Below are 22698 nucleotides of genomic sequence, written 5' to 3' on the forward strand. Positions count from 1 at the left end.
CAAAAACATCACACATGAGATCAATATATTTTTCTCTTATAACATTAATCCTTATGTCTTTAACCGCAGATGAATCAATAGCAGCCACTAAAATCCACTTCGATGTCTCATTTTCTGAGCCTCAGGCTCATTATATAGATGTTGAAATGTCTATATCGGGATTGAACAACGATTTTGTGGATGTTAAGATGCCTGTCTGGGCTCCCGGATCATACCTCGTGAGGGAGTTTGCAAAAAATGTAGAAAGCTTTACGGCTTCAGACAGCAAAGGAAATGCCTTAAGCTTTAGGAAAACCAATAAGAATACCTGGAGAGTTGCTAATAATAACAAGGGCGAAATAAAAGTAAAGTACCGGGTTTACGCATTCGAGCTATCTGTAAGAACTAGTTTCGTCGACGCGTCTCATGCATTTTTATCACCCACTGGCGTATTTATGTATGTGGATGGAAGAATAAAGGAGCCATCAACAGTAAAGATCCGCACAGGCAAAAACTGGTCGAAAGTCTCTACAGGACTTGAGGCTGTTAAAGGCCAGGAGAGCACTTTCTTTGCCCCTGACTTCGACGTTTTGTATGATTCTCCAATAGAGGTAGGAAACCAGGATGTATTTGAATTTACGGCAGCAGGTGTAAAACATGAAGTTGCCATGTACGGCGGAGGGAACTATGACAAGGCAAGATTGTCTGCAGACATGGCAAAAATTGTAGAGACAGAGACAGCTGTATTCGGGGAGAATCCTAATAAGCGCTATGTGTTTATCGTTCACAATACCTCGGGAGGAGGCGGTGGTCTAGAGCACCTTAACTCTACGGTGTTAGGCGCTAGAAGATTAAGCTATGCTGATGAAGCAGGATACAAAGGATTTTTAGGATTAGTAGCACACGAGTATTTCCATTTATGGAATGTTAAAAGACTTCGCCCTCAAGCCTTGGGCCCGTTCAATTACGACCAGGAGAATTATACTACTGACCTTTGGATCTCTGAAGGTTTTACTGCTTACTACGATAATTTGATGTTGCGCAGGGCCGGACTTTACACTCCTGAAAAATATCTTGAAGTGGTTAATGCTGATATAAATACTATCGAGAATCAGCCAGGAAACAGGGTGCAACCAGTAAGCGAAGCAAGCTTTGATGCCTGGATCAAATACTATCGCCCGAACGAGAACTCAAGGAACTCGACGATCTCCTATTATGACAAGGGAGCTATTCTTGCAATGGTACTTGACTTAGAAATTCTTGGCTCAACAAAAGGCCAGAAAGGGTTAGACGATGTGATGAAGGCCATGTACGATGAGTACTACAAGAAGCAGAAACGTGGCTTTACTGATGCAGAATTCAAAGCAATGGCAGAAAAAATTGCTGGTAAATCATTAGACAAAATATATAAGGATTACGTTAATGGCACTCAGCCTATCAGTTTCAACAACTACCTGGGTCATGCTGGATTAGCCTTAGTTGATGACAATAAGGGTCGCGTTCAACCTTTCCTGGGAGCAGCAACTGTTGTTAGAGACGGAAAGGTAACAGTTACCACAGTGGCCAGAGGGAGTTCTGCGTGGAACTCTGGCTTAAATGTTAATGATGAGATCATTGCCATTGACAATAACCGTATTACCCTTGCTCCGGATCCAAACACAAGAATCACTGACCTTGACAGGGCTGTATTAACTAAAAAAGTGGGAGACAAAATCCAGGTACTTATTTCAAGAGACGGCTTGATACAAACTTTAGATATCCAACTTAGTGCTAACACGTCGTCACGATTCAGAATAGTGGAAACTGAGGATGTAACGGAAGACCAGATGTTGGTAAGGAGAAGGTGGTTGCATTTGTAAGAGGAAGCTTTTTTTTCCCAAAAGAGGGGACTCTAATTGAAAAAAGAAAATAGTTTAGCTTGTAGACCTTTGGACTTGGGTATTCTCTCCCAGAGGGAGAGAAAGGGCCTTGCGCTCCCTTCGATCCATTCTTCCTGCAAGGAGTGACTATTGCTTCCTATGAAAAGGTGAGAAAAGTGCTTCCTTTCCCACCCTCAAGGACTACCAAGTTCGAAACTTAATTCTGCGCATAAACAACACCCTTCCTTACAATCTTCCTTCCAGAAGATTCAATTACTTCTTCCGGACGGCGGTTCCAGTTGGCATCACCTCTATGGCTGAATTTCGTTACTACGGCGTGAGTGTTCGCGTCTGTCAGCGTAGCATCCAGGAACATGTTATATGTTTTGGGAGCATTAGTTGGAGAACCATTCGAATTATCGCCCTTGCTGAAAATATTGTCGAGAACAGCGCCGGCAACACCTATTCCTAAAGAAGCGGTTTCAGACATGATCCTGTCTTTCTTAACCCTGACTTTTAATACCAAATCGGCGCCTAATAATCTTCCCAGACTATCCGGGTCCATAGCCCAGGCTTGCCTTGCATCTATTCCTTTTTGGTTTAAAGTACTATTGATCCTATCCACGTTTATAAGATCTACAGCTTTCCTTTTTTTGCCTTTCTTTGATTTATACAGATACTGGCCAAAAAGCTGTTGCTGAATCAATCTCGATTCATCGTTCTCCAGCCTCCTTTTGCCCGACTCCGTCATGTTCTTTGGCAGCCTTCCTGTTAGCTCTACCTCAACAGGCAGGATAGCTACTTTTTTCCCACTAATGTCTGTTTGTTTTAAATAGCCTTTATTGTTATAAACTTGTGTTGAACAAGATTGTAATACTACTGCAACGGCTAATAACGTTCCTACAAGAGCCCCTTTCATGTTTGATTTGATTTAATTGTGAAAATTATACTAAGTGTGTGTTTATATAAGACGAGTCAATCAATTAAGATGTAACAGGATGCAGTAAAAAATTAAGGAAGAAATATTGGGGATAAGTCCCTTTAAAAATTAATAACTTCGCTATATGACAAAATTTGCCGAGGATTTTTTAGAAACATCTGAAGATAAAGCATTTGACTTAAATCATCGCAAGATCATCAACTTCAATATGGGTCGCTACCATACTTCTGTTGAGCGTGGCTTGTCAAAATTGGCTAATCTTGAGCAGTCTAAACGTAAGGCACATACGATAAAATGGAAAGTGATGGAGAACCTGGATAAGTTTTTACCAGAGTTCGAAGCCAATTTCCAGAAAAGAGGTGGAAAGGTGATCTGGGCAAATGATGCCGAAGAGGCTCAGAGGGAAATTTTAAGCATTCTGAAAAAGGCCAGGGCGAAGTCTGTCATCAAATCTAAATCAATGTCGACCGAGGAGATTCATTTGAATGAATTTCTGGAAGAAAATAATATTGAAACGCTGGAAAGCGATTTAGGCGAATACATTGTTCAACTACTTGGACAGAAGCCTTATCATATTGTAACCCCAGCAATGCACCTGAGCAAGGAGGATATTGCCAAGTTATTTCATGAGAAATTTGGAACAGCACCTGACGCAACTCCTGAGCAATTAACTCAAAAAGCCCGGGAACTACTAAGAGAGAAATATACAACAGCTGATGTCGGTATTACAGGAGCTAACTTTCTGATTGCTGATACCGGAAGTATTGCCCTTACTGAAAACGAAGGCAATGGCCGCCTAACTACCACGTTCCCTAAGATCCATATTGTTATTGCCGGGATTGAAAAGGTAATTCCGTCGATTACTGACCTTGACCTGTTCTGGCCCCTGCTGGCAACCCATGGTACCGGACAGAATTTAACGGTATATAATAGTCTTTTCAGTGGACCGAAACAGGAATGGGAAACGGATGGTCCGGAAGAGATGTACGTTATCCTGCTAGATAATGGCAGAACAAATCTTCTTGCACAGAAGGATCAACGTCAAGGGCTTTACTGCATTCGTTGTGGAGCCTGTTTAAATGCCTGTCCGATCTATAAAAACGTTGGTGGTCATACCTATCAGACTACTTATAGCGGACCAATTGGATCGGTAATAACGCCGCATATGAAAGGCATGGAAGACTTTAAGCATTTAAGCTATGCTTCCAGTCTCTGTGGTAAATGTTCTGAGGTTTGTCCTGTAAAGATCGATATCCACAAGATGCTATTACTTAACCGGAGAGATGCTGTTAAGGAAGGCGTTGTGACGAAAATGGAGAAAACTAGCTGGTCTGCCTGGAAAAAGGGTATGCTGAAAAGGAAGTTTATGGACTTCGTGGGTGGGAAATTCAAGAACTTTTTCCTGAGGAACTTCTTTAAGAAAGCCTGGGGAAATCATAGGGACTTACCAGAGATAGCACCGAAGTCTTTTAGTAAGCAGTGGCAGGAAGGCCACCGGGAGGAAAATTAGTTGAAAGGCTGAAGGCCTTTCAACTAAAAATTTATCCTCTTATGGGTCTACTGCGTCCTGAAGAATTCTCAGTTCCTCCATGGCTATTGCCCTGGCTGCCTGAAGAACTGCCTCTTTGCTCGCTATTATTCCTCGAAGGATTTTGATTCCGTTCAGGTCTGCCAGAAGGGCTTTCTGCATTTCCTCCCTGCTGTTCTCTTCCAGCGGAACCTGAAGGACTTGGCCTTTCAGAACTATTACCCCTCATCCTTTCATTTTGCTGACGGGAATAACGTTCCTGCTGACTTCTGTCCCTGTCCTGAGAATAATCTCTGCCAGGGTTATTACCTCTGTCATAAGTCCTTCCATCGTTACCCGGCCTTGAGTTACTTACATTCGGATTTCTATCCCGGCCAGGATAATTATTTCGGTCATCTACCCTTCCGTTGTAATCAGACCTCTGATCTCTGGTATTCCCGTAATTCCTGTTATCATCGCGATCTCGTCCATTGCGATAGTCCTCAATTCTGCTATCCCCGCGAGAAGATCTATTAGGCCGGTCAATACTTTCCGGGCGATAAACCCTTAGTGATCCATCCCTCTCAATGGTTCTTGAAGGCCTGTCATTATTATCTACCCTAAACACATTTACCCTCTGGCGGGTACTGCGTTCAATATCATCGCGATAAGGACCTGAGACATATCTCCGGTTTCCGTTAACGTAAATGTTATTAATTACTGTCGTGTTGTGATAAACATTGACCACTCTTTGCCTTGGAACGCAATAGTCGTAAACGTTTCTGGTCATGAAATGCCGTCTGGGGACGAAGATCCATCTGGCCAGGGGTATATTGATATTGACATTAATGTTAACACCAGGACCCAAAGGAGCCCATCCGTAATAATCGTTATCGGATCTCCAACTTACCCATGCCGGTCCCCATTCCTTTCCAGGAATCCAGATCCAGCCGTAATAATCGTCGAAGGTCCATCTTCCATAGTGAAAAGGAGCCCAGCCCCAATCGTAATCTGACACCCAGGTATTGCCATATTCTGTCATTACCCAGTGCCCTCTGGTTGCGTAGGGTTGAAATCCACGTTCCACATTAGGGATCCACACCTCTCCATACTCCCGGTTCATTACCCATCTACCATGAGGTGCCAGATCGTCGTAGAAGGAGTTGTAAGTAGAACCATACATCCTTGACTGGGCCATCGCGGTAGTGGCTCCATTAAGGCTTGCAGCTACTATAAATAGTAAGCCCAGAGCCAGTTTTCTAAAAACTTTCATATCTATTTGTGTGTGTTATGGGATTTATCCCGGTTGTATGACTTTGAAAAAATTAAAAGGTTTATAATGCATTTTGATTGTCGAATAGACGAGTTGGAGGTGTGAATAGTGTCAGGGTTTCTTTTGATTTTAGGCCTTTCTATCGGACTATCTGTGCTTTATCTGGGGAGTATCCTGGGAGTAACAGGGGAGCAATGGTACTTATACCACGGCTAGACTATACGTAAGGCTTATAGCGGTACCAGGTGTCTGTGAGGAGACAGCTTCCTACCTGCTTCCTACCCTCTTCGGATCTGGTGCGGTCTGCTTCCGTTCAGTTGCTTATCAGTTGCTGATAAAGTGCGGCTTCAGCGCTCGTTATCCGCAACTGATCGGAAGCTGATGGCTAGAGATCCGAAGCAGTATAAAAGCAGGTAGGGCGAACTCTATGAGTTGCAAAAAAAGCCGGTGGTATCTGGCGGTGAAATGGAGGCAATTGGCGGTGAACTCGTGACAATTCTCCCTCTCTGCGAACCATTTGTTCAGCTCTTGTTCAGTACTTCTTCAGTTCTTGTTCAGCTCAAACTGCGTTTCCGGCCTGTTAAGCTGAAGAAAGGGTAAACAAGGTATGAGCGAGAACTGAAGGAGCCCATATCATCTACCCACTTTCCTTCGATATTTATACAAGCCAGAGGGTTAGTAGTAAATTAACTATACATTATTTGCTACTTCTAAATAAGCTATACAATAAGCCAAAGCCCAGCATTCAATAAAAAAAACTATTTTTACACCTCAATTACTGATCATCTTATCCATTAATGAGTAAAACCATTGTATTTGGAGGTACAGGACAATTAGGTTCATGCCTTCAGCTTGTTGCTAAAGAAACAGGATTTAATGATATCGTTTTCCTTTCGGAAGAGGAAGCTGATATTTTAAACCCTGAAGTCCTTCAAAAAACATTCGACACTCATAAACCTGCTTATTGTATCAACTGCGCGGCATATACGGCAGTAGACAAGGCAGAAGATGAAGTAGAAATTGCCCGTAAAGTGAACCGAGACGGAGCTGCAAATTTGGCAAAGCTTTGTGCTAAGTATCAAACCACATTGATCCATATATCTACCGATTTCGTTTTTGGTGGAACTGTTCCTTCGCTTTTAGCTGAAGATGATACAGCAGAGCCGATCAACATTTATGGCGTAACTAAATTGGAGGGAGAGCTAGTAATTCCAGAGCACACTAACAAATACTACATCCTACGTACAAGCTGGTTGTACTCCGAATACGGCAATAACTTTGTAAAGACGATGCTTCGTTTAGGAAGTGAAAGAGATCAGTTAGGAATTATCGTGGATCAGATTGGAACGCCAACTTATGCGATTGATCTGGCTACCGTTATTTTACATATCATTACTAATGATAATCAGAAGTTCGGCACCTATCATTACAGTAATGAAGGAGTTACTTCCTGGTTTGATTTTGCAAAAGCCATATTTGATTTAGGTGAAGTTGAAGTAAAGGCACTTCCTTTAAAAACCTCCGAGTATCCTACTAAAGCTGTTCGCCCTGCTTTCTCTGTTATGGATAAGTCTAAGATCAAGAATGCCTTTGGATTTGAAATACCATACTGGAGAGATAGTTTGAAGACGTGTATTGAAAGGCTGAGGGTAGAACAAGCTTAATCACCTCACCCTATCCCTTCCGATAAATCGGAAGGGAAATATAAGCGTACTATTTCAATACCGACAGAAATATTGTTTGTAATCTTAATTTGAATTTTATTTAATCCCATGAAAGGAATTATACTAGCAGGAGGATCAGGTACAAGACTACATCCCCTAACCCTTGCCACAAGCAAACAAATGATGCCTGTTTATGATAAGCCAATGATTTATTATCCGCTGTCCATTTTAATGCTAGCCGGAATAAAAGAAATCCTAATCATCAGCACTCCTCATGACCTGCCGAACTTCGAGAAACTTTTAGGAGATGGAAGTCGAATTGGTTGCAAATTCACTTATGCGGTGCAGGAGCAACCTAACGGATTGGCTCAGGCATTTGTAATAGGCGAAGAATTTGTTGGAGACGACAGCGTTGCCTTGATATTAGGGGATAATATTTTCTATGGAGACGGCCTTTCACACTTACTTCAGGAGTTAAAAGAACCAGAAGGAGGTGTTGTTTTTGCTTATCCTGTAGCTGATCCCGAGCGTTATGGTGTAGTTGAATTCGATGGAAATAATCAGGTTATCTCTATTGAAGAGAAGCCAGAAAAACCAAAATCAAATTACGCTGTTCCTGGATTGTATTTTTACGATAACTCAGTTATTGAGATCGCAAAGAACATAGAGCCTTCACCGAGGGGAGAGTATGAAATCACAGACGTAAATAAAGAATACTTACGCAGAGGAAAGCTAAAAGTGGGTGTATTGAGTCGCGGAACTGCATGGCTTGATACAGGAACCTTCAATTCACTAATGCAAGCAGGTCAGTTTGTACAGGTAATTGAAGAGCGTCAAGGCTTGAAGATCGGATGTATCGAGGAGATTGCTTATCGTATGGGTTTTATTACAGCGGAAGAATTGAAAGAGGTAGCAGCACCCTTAGTGAAGAGTGGTTATGGCCAGTACCTTCTAAGAATCCTGCAACACGAGATTTTGTAATACCCTCTATAGGCGGATTTGTTCTTGCAGAAACACAATCAGCAGTATTTTTATGAAAAACACAAAGACACCTCAAACAAAATAGGATTTTTTCAATTATAGTATATAAACGAAATAATTTTTCTATTTTCACAGGACATTTACTAAAGAACAATTCAACAATTATTCAATCAATAAAAAAGGATTAATGAAAGTAGCTTTAATCACTGGAATTACTGGTCAGGACGGTGCGTACCTGGCGGAGTTCCTACTAAAAAAAGGATATCAGGTACACGGTCTGAAAAGACGTGCTTCTTTGTTTAATACCGATCGTATTGACCATCTATACCAGGATCCACACGACACGAACATTAAACTCCAGTTACATTACGGAGATTTAACTGACTCAACCAACTTAATCCGTATTATCCAAGAGATCCAACCAGATGAGATCTACAATCTTGCTGCGATGAGTCACGTTAAAGTGAGTTTCGATACTCCAGAATACACTGCAAACGCAGATGGAATCGGAACATTACGTATACTTGAGGCAGTTCGTTTATTAGGTTTAACAAAGAAAACCCGTATCTACCAGGCCTCTACGTCTGAACTTTACGGATTAGTACAGGCAGTTCCTCAAAGCGAAACCACTCCTTTTTATCCACGTTCTCCATATGCTGTTGCTAAAATGTATGGTTACTGGATCACAGTAAACTATCGTGAAGCTTATGGCATGTACTCTTGCAACGGTATTTTATTCAATCACGAGAGTCCGATCAGAGGGGAAACTTTCGTAACACGTAAGATCACTCGTGCAGCTTCTAAAATTGCTTTAGGTTTGCAGAACTGCTTACACCTTGGTAACCTTTCTGCTCAACGCGACTGGGGACATGCAAAAGACTATGTAGAAGCAATGTGGTTGATCCTTCAACAAGATGTTGCTGAAGATTACGTAATTGCTACAGGTGTTACTACAACTGTTCGTGACTTCGTAAGAATGAGCTTTGCTGAGCTTGGGATCGAAATCGAATTCAGCGGTCAGGAAGAAAACGAAAAAGGTGTTATCATCGACGTTGATCAGGTTAAAGCATTAGATCTTGGATTAAACCTTGATGCTTTAAAAATTGGTCAGACAGTAGTGAAAGTAGACCCTCGTTACTACCGTCCAACTGAAGTAGATCTATTATTAGGTGATCCTACTAAAGCTAAAACCAAGCTTGGATGGCAGCCTAAATATGATTTACAAGCACTTTGTAAAGACATGATGCAGTCTGACTTAAACTTGGTTAAGAAAGATGAGTATCTTAAACAAGGTGGATATAACATTTTGAATTATTTCGAATAAGAGGTTTCTTATTTTGAAGGAATAGGCCGTCTCAAGGGGAACTTGAGGCGGTTTTTCTGTTAAGACTAGAAGTAGCACGGTCGTCATGCTGAGAATCATTTCAGCATCCCTTGAACAATATACAGGCAGACAAAGTCCTTTCTGCCACTCCTATTGCCATGTTTCCATCCATTCCCGAATAGTTTTAATTAAATAAAATTTTCGCCCCCCCTTTCTCTTAATTTTTCTATTTTTGTTCGATTTTTCAGAAACCGATTAATCGATCTATCTGGATGGGTTTTAGCGAGAATGCTCTTTATATGATACAATCTAAATCTGTTGCAAGGTTACAGCTTAATAAAATTTGCAGACTGTTAATACTTTCTGTTCTGTTTCTGTTTGCCTTGCCTGTACTAGCTCAGAATACTCAAAACCTAAGTTCTGTCAGAGTAGATGAGCTATCTGATGCTCAAATACGTCAATTTATTCAACAAGTTGAAGCAAGCGGACTAAGTGAAGCTCAGCTCGAGCAAGTAGCCTCCGCAAGGGGAATGGCTCCTTCTGAAATTTCAAAACTAAGAGAGCGTGTAAATAAACTTAAGCAGAATCAAGGCACAACCGACAAACCCAAAAGCAATACTCAGAATAGTTCATATGACAAGAATGTTCGAAGCAATCCTGGTGGAAGACAGCTTAACTACGAACCAGATTCATCAGAAGTAGAATTAGATCCAGAAAAAGCAGAAGAAGCCTTGAATGCATTTAAGCCTAAAGTATTTGGATCGGATCTATTTAAAAACTCAAAGATCACATTTGAACCCAATCTGCGTATCGCAACTCCGGCAAATTACTCTATAGGGCCTGATGACCAGATCAATATCGACATCTACGGCTACTCAGAAGCAAGTTATAAATTAGTGGTTTCTCCAGAAGGCACGATCAATATTCCTTATGTAGGAGTAGTTCAGGTATCAGGTCTATCGATGGAACAGGCTACAGCAAGAATACGTTCAAGATTATCAACCATATATTCAAACATTAATACAGGTAATACTAAAGTAGCCATCTCCCTTGGAGACATCCGCAGTATCAAAGTAACTCTAGTCGGTGAAGTTACCCGCCCGGGAACCTATACCCTGCCTTCTCTAGCCACAGCCTTTAATGCACTATATGCTTCAGGAGGTCCAACAGAGAACGGATCTTTCAGAACGATAGAAGTTATCCGTAACAGCCGTGTTGTTTCAACTATTGACGTCTATGATTTTTTACTTAGAGGATTTCAGCGCAATAATGTTCGTTTACAAGATCAAGACGTTATTCGTATCCCTACCTATCGTAAACGAGTTCAATTTAGTGGAGAAGTTAAAAGACCATATATTTTTGAAGCTCTAGATAAAGATCGCTTAAGAGATATCATTGAGTTCGCAGGAGGCTTTACAACAGAGGCCTATACTGCAAGAATCAAGATAATTCAAAATACAGCTAAAGAACGTCGTATTACAGATGTCTTTGCAAATGAGTTTGGGACCTATACTCCTAATAATGGCGACAAGTACTTTGCTGAGCCAATTCTTGAACGCTTTGAAAATAGAGTAGTAATTGAAGGTGCAGTATTCAGACCAGGAGCTTACGAACTAGAACCAGGGCTAACACTTTCCCAATTGATTAAGAAAGCCGAAGGTGTAAAAGAGGATGCTTTTTTACCAAGAGGATATATAAAACGTTTAAGAACAGATAATACCTCTGAACTAATATCCTTTGATTTAGCGCGAATTATAAATCAAACAGCTGCTGATATTGCGCTTCTTCGTGAAGACTCTGTAACCATCTCCTCTATTTTTGATTTAAGAGACGAATATAGAGTTACGATCGAGGGAGAAGTTAGAAACCCGGGGCAATTTGGATTTTCTGAGAATCAGAGCCTGGAAGATCTAATCCAGCAAGCCGGTGGATTTAAAGAAGGAGCGAGTGCACGGAGAATTGAGATTTCGAGAAGGGTAAGAGACGCAGAGGCAGGGGCGGCCAATTCAAAAACTTCCGAGGTATTTCAGGTGGATGTGGACCAAAATTTAAGAATACAAGGACCGCGTTTTGTTTTACAGCCGTTTGACATTGTAGTGGTGAGAAACGCGCCAGGTTACGAAACGCAAAGGAATGTAAGAGTTGAAGGAGAGGTATTATACCCAGGAACTTATACTATTACTAGAAAGGATGAAAGAATCTCTGATTTGGTAGGAAGAGCTGGTGGCTTTACGGATTTGGCTTATTTAGATGGAGCTTCGTTGAAAAGAGGAGATGCTGCAGAGAAAGGTACAGGAAAAAACAGGATTAACAGCAAAGAAACGGACGACCAAAAAGTTGATCGACTAAAAAGGCTACAATCTACAGTAAATGATTCGACGGAAAGAGTCGACGAAAATATATCAGGGTCATCATTGGTAGGAATAAACCTAAATCGTATCATTGAAAATCCGAAAGCTAAATATGACTTAATTTTGGAGGAAGGGGATGTGTTGATGGTCCCTAAACAATTGCAAACAGTCAAAGTAAATGGCGAAGTTTTATCACCTGTAACTGTTATATACGAGTCACGCAAAGGCTTCAAGGAATACATAGCCAATGCCGGAGGGTTTTCTCAGAAAGCTTTAAGAAAAAGAGCTTATGTTTTATATCCTAATGGAAGTATTCAATCAACTAAAAGATTTTTAGGGTTTAACAATTATCCTATTGTAAAGGCAGGGGCAGAGATATTTGTGCCGACGAAAGAGGAGAAGAGGAAGATAACAGCTGCTGAAACTGTAGGTCTAGCGTCGGCGTTAGCTTCAATGGGAGCTATAATTATCGGAATATTGAATACAGTTAAATAAGGATGGAAATAAGTATGAACGAGGAAATATCCTTAAGAGACGTCTTTACTAAAATTAGAAGGTGGTATATATATTTACTAGCGCACTGGAAATTACTTTTTTCAGTTTCTATAATTGGGCTAATTTTAGGTTATCTATATGCAGAATTTAAAAGTCCAAAATTTACAGCTGTATGTACCTTCGTATTAGAGGATGCTGGAACTAATGGCGGATTAGGTGAATATCTGGGATTGGCATCAATGATTGGAGTTGATCTGGGAGGAGGAAAAAGTAGCGGTATTTTTCAGGGAGAAAATATCTTCGAATTGTATAGATCGCGCCGAATGATCAAAAAGACCTTACTTAGTTCAGTCTCTTTTAAAAAACATGAAGCCTTGCTAATTGATCGCTATATCAAGTTTAATAAGCTTAATAACAAGTGGCAAAAAAAATCATATCCTGAGAACATCCAGTTTAACATTCCTGAAAATAAATTTACACTTGCTCATGATAGTATTATAAATGAGATTGTGAAAGATATTACTAAGAATTATTTGAAGGTCGAAAAACCAGACAAAAAGCTAAGCATTATAAGTGTAAAAGTAACTTCAATAGATGAACTATTCGCTAAGTCCTTTACAAACAAACTTGTTGAAAATGTAAATCAGTTTTACATTGAAACGAAGACTAAAACTTCCCTTGAGAATGTAAAACTATTGCAGAAACAAGCGGATAGCGTACGTAGAATACTAAATACATCAATTAGGGCAACAGCTTTAGCTATGGATGTAAATCCTAGTCCAAATGCTGCGTTATTGAGCCTCAGGGTACCGGCTCAGCATAAGCAAATAGATGTCCAGTCAAGCTCAGCAATTTATGCAGAAGTAGCTAAGAATTTAGAAATTGCAAAGATATCGCTTAGAAAAGCTACTCCGTTAATCCAAATAATAGACGAACCTGTTTTGCCTCTTGATAAAGAGAGACCATCAAAGATTCTTTCCAGTTTAGGTATATCTTTCTTGCTTACTTCCTTGACTGTAATTATTCTCTCGCTTATGAAGATAATTAGATGAGCTATAAGTTTAAAGCTCTCTATGAAATTTATGAATTTTTTTCGGTTATCGTAAATTCAGTATAAATAAAGTCCAAGCATTTTAATACTATATTTCTAATAATACTAGAATGATATCAAACCACAATAAGAGTGATTAATCGATATAAAAGTCTAATAACAGCGGATTCTTTTCAATTGTACTTAAGCTATATAGTCAATTATTTATTCCCATTATTAATAGTACCAATAATACTGAGAAGGGTAGGTCTGATAAATTTCGGTTTGTTAGGCTTTAGTCAAGTGATAGTCAATTATTTCTCCTTAATCATAAACTATGGTTTCGACATCTCAGCTACTCGGGAAATAGCGAAACTAAAAGATAAAGAGAAGGTTCAAGACTACATAAGTGATATCCTAAGATTAAAAATTATATTATTTGCAGCTTGCACGACTGCCCTTGTTATTTATCTTCTAATAGCACAGTACCCAAAAGAAGTTACTATGCTATATATGTTTACTTACCTGATAAATTTGGGCTTCCTCTTCACGTGCAACTGGTATTTTTTAGGTACTAAAAAAATAACATATTTCACTTGGATAAATTTAACAATAAAAGCCCTCGTCTTTTTATCAATTTATCTTTTCGTTTTCTCTAATACATATAGCTACTACAATTTAATCTTTTCTTTTGGTCAAATAATTATTGGTTGCCTCCATTTATTTTTAATTACAAGGGAATATAAAATAGATATACTTCCCAGCATTAAAAATATAAGCACCTGTTATTCTCAATTGGCGCAGTCTTTTCCAATATTTATTTCTACTATCATAACAAATATTTATACCCTGTCAACAGTAACAGTATTGGGATTTGTGTCTGGAGCACAATCAGTGGGAATATTTTCCTCCGCATCAAAGCTTATTTCTGCCGCAATAACTATTCTTTATATGCCACTAAATCAATTTTTGTTACCGGAGCTAGCCCGGGCGGGTGAAGCCGAGATCCTACCGGCAATAAAAAAAATCCTTTCGATTTCACTCGTATTAGCTTCCTTAACGTCAATTCTTTTTTTTGCATCGTCTGAATTGTTGATGGAACTATTGTACGGGCAGAACGGGTTAGAAGGGGTAATGGTAATTAAGGTTTTATCCTTTCTTCCCCTGATCATTTCGTTCAGTAATGCTTTCGGTTCCTTAGGGCTTATCTCATTGAAGAAGGACTGGGTATATTTGAAAATAATTTCAAGTGCTTGCATCCTATCGCTTATTCTGGCAACAGTCCTCTCCACCTATTTCACTTATGTTGGCGCTAGTATTGCTTGGGTAATGGTTGAGCTTGTTATTTCCGCTTTAACTACTTATTATTTTATAACCTTTTATTCGAAAAAATATACATGAAAGTTTGTGTGATTGTTGTGACTTACAATAGGCTGCAATTGCTAAAGCCTTGTCTTTATAGCTTAATGAATCAAACTCGACAATTTGATGATATTATCGTAATAAATAATAATTCTACAGACGGAACTAAAGAGTATCTGGAAGGATTAGAAAAAATAAGAGTAATTAACCAGGATAATTCTGGAAGCGCTGGAGGGTTTAATCGAGGGTTGAAAGAGGCCTATAACGAACAACCTGATTTAATATTTTTATTTGACGATGATTGTGAAGTTTATACTAATTATTTAGAAACCGCTTTAAATTACATTGAAAAATCTGAGTTAGATTTAAGTAAACCCGTTGCTGCAACATCAATAACTTACGAAGAAGGAAGAAAGTTATTTTTTAGAGGGGTTTCGGAGGGGAAATGGATAAAAGCGGCTCGAGCTGAAATTTTATATGAAACTGAAGATCTAGGATTTCCCTTTATGATTATTAACCGGCCTCTCTTAGAAACAGCAGGCTATCCTCACACGTTTTGGTTTACGATAATGGATGACATCGAGTGGGCAGATAGAATAAGAAAAAACGGGATTAAACTTTTTATTTTAAATTTCGAAGGAGGCATACACCGAGTGCAAAGAACAATTTTTAAACTATTTGGAAGAGAATTAGAGAATTATGCATATTGGAAGACTTATTACTTTTACCGTAATTCTATAATTTACAGGAGAATGAAGAATAAACATTTAGGCATTATAAGGTCTATCATAACCCTTCCTATTCTGCTTCTTTACCCTAATAATAAATTTAAACGTTTTTCTTTAGGGCTCAAAGGAATACTTGATGGCCTTAATTTCAAATTATAGTATTATTAAGATTTATTATATCTATATCAATGTTTGAATATTTAATTGTTGGGGCAGGCTATTCTGGTGCTGTCTTGGCGGAACGAATAGCATCACAGCTTAATAAAAAGGTATTAGTAGTAGATAAGCGAGACCACATAGGGGGCAATGCTTACGATTATTATAATGAAGATGGAATTCTAGTTCATAAATATGGCCCACACTGGTTTCATACTAATGATAAAAGTGTTTTTGACTACTTATCCTTATTTACTGAGTGGAGATTTCATTATCATAGGGTACAAACCTATGTTGATGGAAGACTTGTTCCAATCCCTATAAATCTCGATACTCTTAACAACTTGTACAACTTAAATTTGACTTCATCTAAAGATGTACAAGACTACTTTGATAAAGTAAAAATTGATATCTCGAAGCCTATGAATGCAGAAGAGATGGTTATTAGTCAAGTCGGAGAAGACTTGTACAATAAGTTTTTCCGAGGGTATACATTAAAGCAGTGGGAAATTGATCCCAAAAATTTAGCTCCAAGCGTAACTGCTAGAATCCCGACTAGAACGAATAGAGACGATAGATATTTTACCGACAAGTATCAAGGTATTCCTAAACACGGCTATACAGAAATGTTTAAAAAAATTCTTGCTCATCCAAACATTTCTCTTATGTTAAAAACAGACTATCGTGATATAATCAATATAATACCTTATAGAACTCTTATATATAGTGGACCAATTGATTCCTTTTTTAACTATAAATTTGGAAAACTCCCCTATAGATCATTAAGATTCGAACACGAGACTTTTAATCAAAACTATTATCAATCCCATCAACAAGTTAACTATCCTAATGAATACGATTTCACAAGAATTGTTGAGTGGAAACATGCTACAGGCCAGCGGAGCGACGTAACTACTATTACCAGGGAATATTCCCTGCTAGCTACTGAAAATCTTGAAAAATATTACCCAATTCCCTGCGAGGAAAATCACAACTTATTTAATAGATATAACGAAGAGGCGGAAAAGTGTGAAAATGTGATATTTTGTGGCCGGCTTGCTGACTATAAATACTATAATATGGATCAAGTTGTTGCAAGAGCACTTATGATTTTTGAAAAAAAGGTAGCAATATGAAAATAGCCGCTGTTGTTGTAACCTATAATAGATTATCCTCATTAATTAAAATAATAGGGGCAATTCGTGACCAATCGAGGAAGGCGGATTATATTATTGTTGTCAATAATGGATCAATAGATGGAACTGAAGAATGGTTAAGAGAGCAAACAGATTTAATAATTGTACATCAAAACAATCAAGGTAGCGGAGGTGGGCAAAGGACTGGTATATTGAAGGGTATCGAACTTAAGGTTGATTTTACATGGTGCATGGATGATGATGGCCTACCTTCCTATAACTGTTTAGAAAAATTGATAGAATCTGGTAAATTAACAGAGAGGAACGTGTTAGGATCGATAGTTTATGACATTGATAAACGCGACTTATTGGCTTTTGAGACTTATTACGTCGATAATAACTCTACTATGCATTACCTTACCACCAAATCAGAGGTAGAGGCTCTTCGATTATCAACAAGTTCTATTCCTAATATTGCAGCATTTTTTAATTCTGTAATATTTCCCACTTCGTTACTTAAAGAGGTGGGAAGTCCTATAGCGGAACTTTTTATTTGGGGAGATGAAAACGAGTATTTTGCAAGAATTTTAAAAAAAGGATTTAAAATAGAAACTATTATCGATTCCGTTTTTTTTCACCCGAAAGACAGAATGCCTTTGGCAAGAGGTTGGTGGGGAACTGCTTTTTTTGGACAAGATGATTGGAAGTCTTACTGCTTCTTCCGGAATAAATGCTATATCATGAAGAGATATAATCATTATGGCTTACTAAAGTTTTTAGTCTCAAACCTTCTTTATCGCATTTTTGTAAAAAATTCAGAATTATCATTAGGCCATTTCTTCAAGTCATCATTACATGGCCTTAGCAATAACCTTTCTCAAAAGATACCTTTCTGATCATTATGTTACTCCCACAAGTATCCGTAATTATCCCATGCTACAATGTTGAACCTTATGTAAGGGAAGGTTTACTATCAATAATGCAACAGACTTATCCTAATTTAGAGATTGTTTGCGTTGATGACCTCTCGACTGATAAGACCCTTGAAATTCTCCTTGAACTTCAAGCTTCTGATAAAAGAATAAAAGTATTTAAAAATGACGAGAACTTAGGATTAGTTGGAACTTTGAACAAACTGGTCAGCCTTGCCTCACACAATATTTTGATTCGAATGGACCCTGATGACATTTCCGTAACCCAAAGAATAGACACGCTTGTTAGAACTTACCTATCTACCGGGGCTCATATTATTTCAAGCGATTATAGTTTGATTTCAGAAAACGGGAATCCTATCCCATACAAGGGTTTTGATTTATTGTATACTCCCGCTGGCCTAGTTTATACTGCTTTATTTAATTCTCCAATTCCACATGCGCCCGCATTGATTGAAAAATCTGTTTTACTTCGGTTTCAATATCAAAGCGACTTCAAGGCCACTGAAGACTATAAACTATGGACTGACGTGCTGATGCATAGTAAATATAAAGTGCATCTTCTAAAAGATAAACTTTATTTATATCGAATTAATACAAATAGTATTTCCAATAGGGTTGCAAATATCCAAATTGAAAATCATATAAAAATTGCATCGCAATATATATATTCTTTGTTAGGTTTTAGAAGTACTTGTAATCATTTGAGAATATACAAAAGGAATGTGGATTCAACCATTTTTAATAGCAGGTACCTAAAACAATCTTTAGAAGAGGCGTTTGAAATACATTATAAGTTTATTTCTTCCAATTTATTATCAAAAGAAGAATTGCAAGAAATAAACAAATTTTTTAGTCAATTTCTAACATTCACTTACTCCTCGGCATTAAGGTTATCCAAAGACCTTCCCTGGTACGAAAGTGGTAGGTGCACTTTTGTCCTACTTCAACTTTTTATTAAACAACCTAAATTCTTTTTCTTAAAATCAACATGGAAATGGCTATGGAGAAGGATATGATACTTTCAATTATTGTACCAACAGTTGGTAGGATTAATGAACTTCGCGATTTACTGGAATCTATTTCAAATATGGATTTTAATCGTAGATTCGAAGTTATCATTGTTGATCAAAATGACGACGACCTACTCCAAAATGTAATCGAAGAGTTTCAAGAGTTACTACCGTTAATTCATAAAAAAGTGTCTTTTAAGGGTTTGTCAAAAGCAAAGAATTTTGGCGCTCGTTTAGCAAATGGAAAATGGTTAAGTTTTCCCGATGATGATTGTAAAATCCTTAAAGACACCTACTTAACAGGACTTGATGTTGCAATTCAAACAAGTTCGGATGTTGTCTTCGGAAAATGTATAGACAGCTATGGAAAAGATAGCGTTATGAAATTTAAAAAAAAACCATACACCTTAAGTATAGAAACTATGGAGGGAGGTTTTGTTGAGGCAACAGCTATTGCAAAAAAAGAGGTATGGGAACTTTTCCAGTTTGATGAGAAGATGGGAGCTGGATGCTTTTATGGAGCAGAAGAAGGTTACGATTGGGTGTATAGAATACTAAAAGATTCAAATTATAAACTTTCCTATACTCCTTCTCTCAATTTCTTTCATCCACAGGTAATACAAACTAAAGGTGATTCTAAGTCTCTAAAACGTGTATTCTCCTATCGATGCGGCTTTGGCTTCTTGTGTTCCAAGCACAAATTGTATCTAAAGTTTTTCAAAAGAATCTGCTTAGTAACGACAGCAACTTTCCTTTTTGCTTTTATCGACAGAAAGAAAGCTAAATTCTATTTGGTTGAACTAAATGGCCTAATTTTAGGCTGGTTATTAAAATTGTGAAAAGCTCTTCTTTATTTAATAGACTTAATAATTACCTCCTTCTACACTTTCTTAATATTGGTGTACTGCTAACTTATTGTGTTTTATTTTATGAAAAAAACGATCTATATCTAATAATAACCTTCTTTTCCTCTCTCCTTATTGGCTTCTCTCTTGAGGCAGTTTCCACAAAAAGGCTATTTGCCAACAGCTCTGCTATAATTCTTCTACTCTTTCTTTTTCTTTATGGCTTTTTTAACGTCTGTATAGACTTTCTAATTTTTGGAGAAGTGTCGAAAGACATTTATTTCGCTACCCTTATTTACGGGCTATCACTTCCTTCTTACAATTTAGGTTTATCTGTAGTTCGGGGCCAGGACTACTCTATTTATTATGAGCGAACGTTGTGTAAAGATTTCAAAAAGAAATTTAGCTACTCATTGTTCCTGATATTACCCTTAATAATCCTACTTATATTTCGCTCATATTATCTGTGGAAACAGCAATTACTATTCAATCCTGGAGTTTTAAAGGAAACTAATCGTATAGACCTTTTCAAAGAAATTAGTCAATCTTGGGTAGTAAGTGGCTATCTTATTTCGGGCATTTTCTTATATTTCATCTTTTACTATAAAAATATTCAAAGGAGGCTTTTAATAATAATAACTTTATTATTTACCTACTATGTCGCAATGCAACTGTGCGTTGGAAATCGGAGAGACTTTTCACCGATGATAGTTGGCATTTTCTGGGTTTTTGTAAATACAAAGAAAATGAAACTAAATATATCTTCTTTTATCGTACTTTTACTCTCAATATTTATATTTTTATCAATTTCTACATTACGCTCATCTCCAGAATCAACCTCTATTTTTTCTGCCGCCTTTATCTATCAAACCTTGTCTTCAAACGAGTTCGTATATCCCTTCTATACCCTAACATATGCTGTTCACGATTTTTTAAATGGGAACCTTGAATATTTATATGGAAAAAGCCTTCTATTAAATTCTATAACAATCTTTATACCTCGGATATTAATACCATGGAAACCCAATTCTCTTGCTTCCGATTTCGTGATGGATAATTTTGGAGGAGGAATGGGATATGCTTACACTCCCATAACAGAATTATTCATAAATTTCGGCATTTTGGGGCCTGCAGTCTTTTTTTTCTTGTTAGGTTTATTACTAAAAAAGGTTCAGACATTAAAAGACCAGCGTTTAATATTCCTATTTTTTGTCTTAATACCTGACTTTTGCCGAGGTGAAATTAGTTCGTTTATTTATCAACTATTGATAAGCAGCTTATTTGTGTTTCTTATTCCAGGTTTATTGCTCTATAGAAAAAAAAGCAATGTTGATTTTATTAGATAATATTATATATTCCCTTCAGACTGCAGGAGGTATCTCAACCTACTGGCAGGAACTTACCAGAAGAGTTTTAAGAGATGAGCTTCCCGTATCTTTCCTTGAATTTCCGAATTGTAACGTTAACAGAAAAGAAATTGATATACCTCAATCAAAAGTATTAAACATACAAAAGTACCCGATATTGGTCGAAAGATTTAGACAATTAGCTTTAAAGTCATATAGATCGAATTTTATTTTCCATTCTAGTTATAACCGCGTGACCTCTAATCCAAATGCTCTCCAAGTTATAACTATCCACGACTTCGTTCACGAGAAATACTATTCCGGGACAAGACAAATTCTTCATTCTTATTTGAAAAACAGAGCTATTAAGAGTGCAAATAAAATAATAACAGTTTCCGAAAATACTAAAACTGATCTATTAGAGCGTTTTCCTAATCTGTCACCTACAAAAATTAAAGTTATTTACAACGGCGTCTCCGATTGCTTTTTCCCAATAGATTCAGTAGAAACATATTCTACCCAAAAACCGTTTTTGCTCTACGTTGGATCTAGAGAACATTACAAAAACTTTACATTTGCTATTAAAGTACTTAAAGAACTAAAAGATTTTGATTTATATATTGTTGGGTCCCCCTTGAATGACATCGAAAGCTCTACCTTAAACAGTAACATTGCTGATCGTTTTAAAGTATTCACAGCAGTGAATCCTTCGAAGTTGAACGAGCTTTATAACAGTGCTTTCGCCTTACTTTATCCCTCTTCTTACGAAGGTTTTGGTATACCTTTACTAGAAGCGATGAAATGCGGCACACCATTTTTAGCGCTACGAAGATCAAGCATCCCAGAAGTTGCAGGAGACGCTGGAATTTTAATAGATCAACTTGATATCGATGCTTTTACTAGCGCTATAATGTCCATTGATCTAGATCGCGAGAAACTGAGAGCAAAGGGATTCAATCAAGTAAAAAAGTTTTCATGGGAAAAATCTTTTCAAGAGACGATTAAAGTGTATAATGAATTATATAATAATGAAGATTTCAATCATAACAGTTGTATTTAATAACGATAAGACAATTCGAGAAGCTATCACTTCTGTACTATCTCAAACATATTCCGATATAGAGTACATCATAATTGATGGGGGTTCTTCTGACGACACACTAGCAATTATTAATGAATTTTCGTCTTCCATTACTACATTAATATCCGAACCTGACCGCGGCATTTATGATGCTATGAACAAGGGTATAAAATGCTCTACGGGGCAAATCATAGGAATACTTAACTCTGATGACCTATATGAAGATCAAAATGTATTATCTGATGTAATGTCTGCTTTTGAAAAAGACTCAGAGTTAGATATAGTGTATGGGAACTTAAAATATGTTAAACCGAACACGAAGGATACGGTGGTAAGGAAGTGGAAGTCTAAAAAATATTATAATTCGTTCTTCGATGACGGAAATGTCCCACCACATCCTTGCTTGTTTGTAAGAAACGTGGTGTATCAGAAAGCTGGCCTGTTTAACCAGAAATATAAATTGGCCGCGGATTACGAGTTTATGCTAAGAATTTTTAAGAGGTATAAATTCAAATCTAAATATATGGATCGGTGGATGGTAAGAATGAGGTTAGGAGGAGCCACTAATAGTTCTTTTAAAAATATTATTAACCAAAATAGGGAAATTGTAAATTCTTGGAGAGAGCTTAATACCTCGCCACCCATTGGGCTGATGCCAAAGAGATTAGTAAAGAGACTTACTCAATTTTTCTAAGT

18 protein-coding genes are annotated in these 22698 nt (G+C 37.7%); 16 read left to right on the forward strand and 2 right to left on the reverse strand.

The genetic code is table 11. The features are described from left to right. Nucleotides 1-53: 53 nt before the first annotated feature. Nucleotides 54-1838 (forward strand): M61 family metallopeptidase, encoded by a 1785-nt coding sequence (locus tag J4N25_RS22125; protein WP_242695980.1) that lies wholly within the window; start codon nt 54-56, stop codon nt 1836-1838. Between the two features lie 217 nt (nt 1839-2055). Here the strand turns inward: J4N25_RS22125 and J4N25_RS22130 are convergent, their stop codons facing one another. Next, nucleotides 2056-2757 (reverse strand): hypothetical protein, encoded by a 702-nt coding sequence (locus J4N25_RS22130; RefSeq protein WP_207423992.1) that lies wholly within the window; start codon nt 2755-2757, stop codon nt 2056-2058. A 145-nt stretch (nt 2758-2902) separates the two neighbouring features. Between J4N25_RS22130 and J4N25_RS22135 the strand changes: the two genes are divergently transcribed. After that, complete coding sequence (locus J4N25_RS22135; protein WP_207423993.1) at nt 2903-4288, forward strand: LutB/LldF family L-lactate oxidation iron-sulfur protein; 1386 nt, start codon at nt 2903-2905, stop codon at nt 4286-4288. Nucleotides 4289-4319: 31 nt separating this feature from the next. On the opposite strand, the gene J4N25_RS22140 is transcribed toward J4N25_RS22135, so the two are convergent. Continuing rightward, nucleotides 4320-5558: a DUF6600 domain-containing protein gene (locus J4N25_RS22140; RefSeq protein WP_207423994.1), complete on the reverse strand. Its 1239-nt coding sequence runs from the start codon at nt 5556-5558 to the stop codon at nt 4320-4322. Nucleotides 5559-6355: 797 nt separating this feature from the next. On the opposite strand from J4N25_RS22140, the gene rfbD reads away from it, so the two are divergent. The 14 genes from rfbD to J4N25_RS22210 all read left to right on the forward strand — a co-directional run bounded on the left by rfbD (nt 6356) and on the right by J4N25_RS22210 (nt 22696). After that, nucleotides 6356-7222: a dTDP-4-dehydrorhamnose reductase gene (gene rfbD, locus J4N25_RS22145; protein ID WP_207423995.1), complete on the forward strand. Its 867-nt coding sequence runs from the start codon at nt 6356-6358 to the stop codon at nt 7220-7222. Nucleotides 7223-7330: 108 nt separating this feature from the next. Beyond that, on the forward strand, nt 7331-8203 hold the full coding sequence (rfbA, locus tag J4N25_RS22150; protein WP_207423996.1) for a glucose-1-phosphate thymidylyltransferase RfbA: 873 nt from the start codon (nt 7331-7333) through the stop codon (nt 8201-8203). 187 nt (nt 8204-8390) lie between these two features. Further along, nucleotides 8391-9527, forward strand: a complete 1137-nt coding sequence (gmd, locus tag J4N25_RS22155) for a GDP-mannose 4,6-dehydratase (protein WP_207423997.1) — start codon at nt 8391-8393, stop codon at nt 9525-9527. A 299-nt stretch (nt 9528-9826) separates the two neighbouring features. Continuing rightward, nucleotides 9827-12373, forward strand: coding sequence for an SLBB domain-containing protein (locus tag J4N25_RS22160; RefSeq protein ID WP_207423998.1), 2547 nt, complete (start codon nt 9827-9829; stop codon nt 12371-12373). A 14-nt stretch (nt 12374-12387) separates the two neighbouring features. After that, nucleotides 12388-13425: a GumC domain-containing protein gene (locus J4N25_RS22165; RefSeq protein WP_207423999.1), complete on the forward strand. Its 1038-nt coding sequence runs from the start codon at nt 12388-12390 to the stop codon at nt 13423-13425. A gap of 131 nt (nt 13426-13556) precedes the next feature. After that, on the forward strand, nt 13557-14804 hold the full coding sequence (locus tag J4N25_RS26990; protein ID WP_369410876.1) for an oligosaccharide flippase family protein: 1248 nt from the start codon (nt 13557-13559) through the stop codon (nt 14802-14804). Next, nucleotides 14801-15652 carry a glycosyltransferase gene (locus tag J4N25_RS22175; protein ID WP_207424001.1) on the forward strand — a complete coding sequence of 284 codons (852 nt, stop codon included), beginning with the start codon at nt 14801-14803 and terminating at the stop codon, nt 15650-15652. Before J4N25_RS26990 ends, J4N25_RS22175 begins: the two co-directional genes overlap by 4 nt. A 29-nt stretch (nt 15653-15681) precedes the next feature. Then, nucleotides 15682-16785 (forward strand): UDP-galactopyranose mutase, encoded by a 1104-nt coding sequence (glf, locus tag J4N25_RS22180; protein ID WP_207424002.1) that lies wholly within the window; start codon nt 15682-15684, stop codon nt 16783-16785. Further along, nucleotides 16782-17681 (forward strand): glycosyltransferase, encoded by a 900-nt coding sequence (locus J4N25_RS22185; protein ID WP_207424003.1) that lies wholly within the window; start codon nt 16782-16784, stop codon nt 17679-17681. Before glf ends, J4N25_RS22185 begins: the two co-directional genes overlap by 4 nt. Before the next feature lie 5 nt (nt 17682-17686). After that, the gene (locus tag J4N25_RS22190; RefSeq protein ID WP_207424004.1) at nt 17687-18736 is read left to right on the forward strand and encodes a glycosyltransferase family 2 protein; all 1050 of its coding nucleotides are present in this window, start codon (nt 17687-17689) and stop codon (nt 18734-18736) included. After that, nucleotides 18715-19569 carry a glycosyltransferase family 2 protein gene (locus J4N25_RS22195; RefSeq protein ID WP_207424005.1) on the forward strand — a complete coding sequence of 285 codons (855 nt, stop codon included), beginning with the start codon at nt 18715-18717 and terminating at the stop codon, nt 19567-19569. Before J4N25_RS22190 ends, J4N25_RS22195 begins: the two co-directional genes overlap by 22 nt. After that, nucleotides 19566-20921 carry an O-antigen polymerase gene (locus tag J4N25_RS22200; RefSeq protein ID WP_207424006.1) on the forward strand — a complete coding sequence of 452 codons (1356 nt, stop codon included), beginning with the start codon at nt 19566-19568 and terminating at the stop codon, nt 20919-20921. The genes J4N25_RS22195 and J4N25_RS22200 overlap by 4 nt, the downstream gene beginning before the upstream one ends. Beyond that, nucleotides 20902-21981 (forward strand): glycosyltransferase family 4 protein, encoded by a 1080-nt coding sequence (locus J4N25_RS22205; RefSeq protein WP_207424007.1) that lies wholly within the window; start codon nt 20902-20904, stop codon nt 21979-21981. Before J4N25_RS22200 ends, J4N25_RS22205 begins: the two co-directional genes overlap by 20 nt. Beyond that, nucleotides 21950-22696, forward strand: coding sequence for a glycosyltransferase family 2 protein (locus J4N25_RS22210; RefSeq protein ID WP_207424008.1), 747 nt, complete (start codon nt 21950-21952; stop codon nt 22694-22696). The genes J4N25_RS22205 and J4N25_RS22210 overlap by 32 nt, the downstream gene beginning before the upstream one ends. Nucleotides 22697-22698: the final 2 nt, after the last annotated feature.

The organism is Desertivirga brevis (assembly GCF_017355835.1).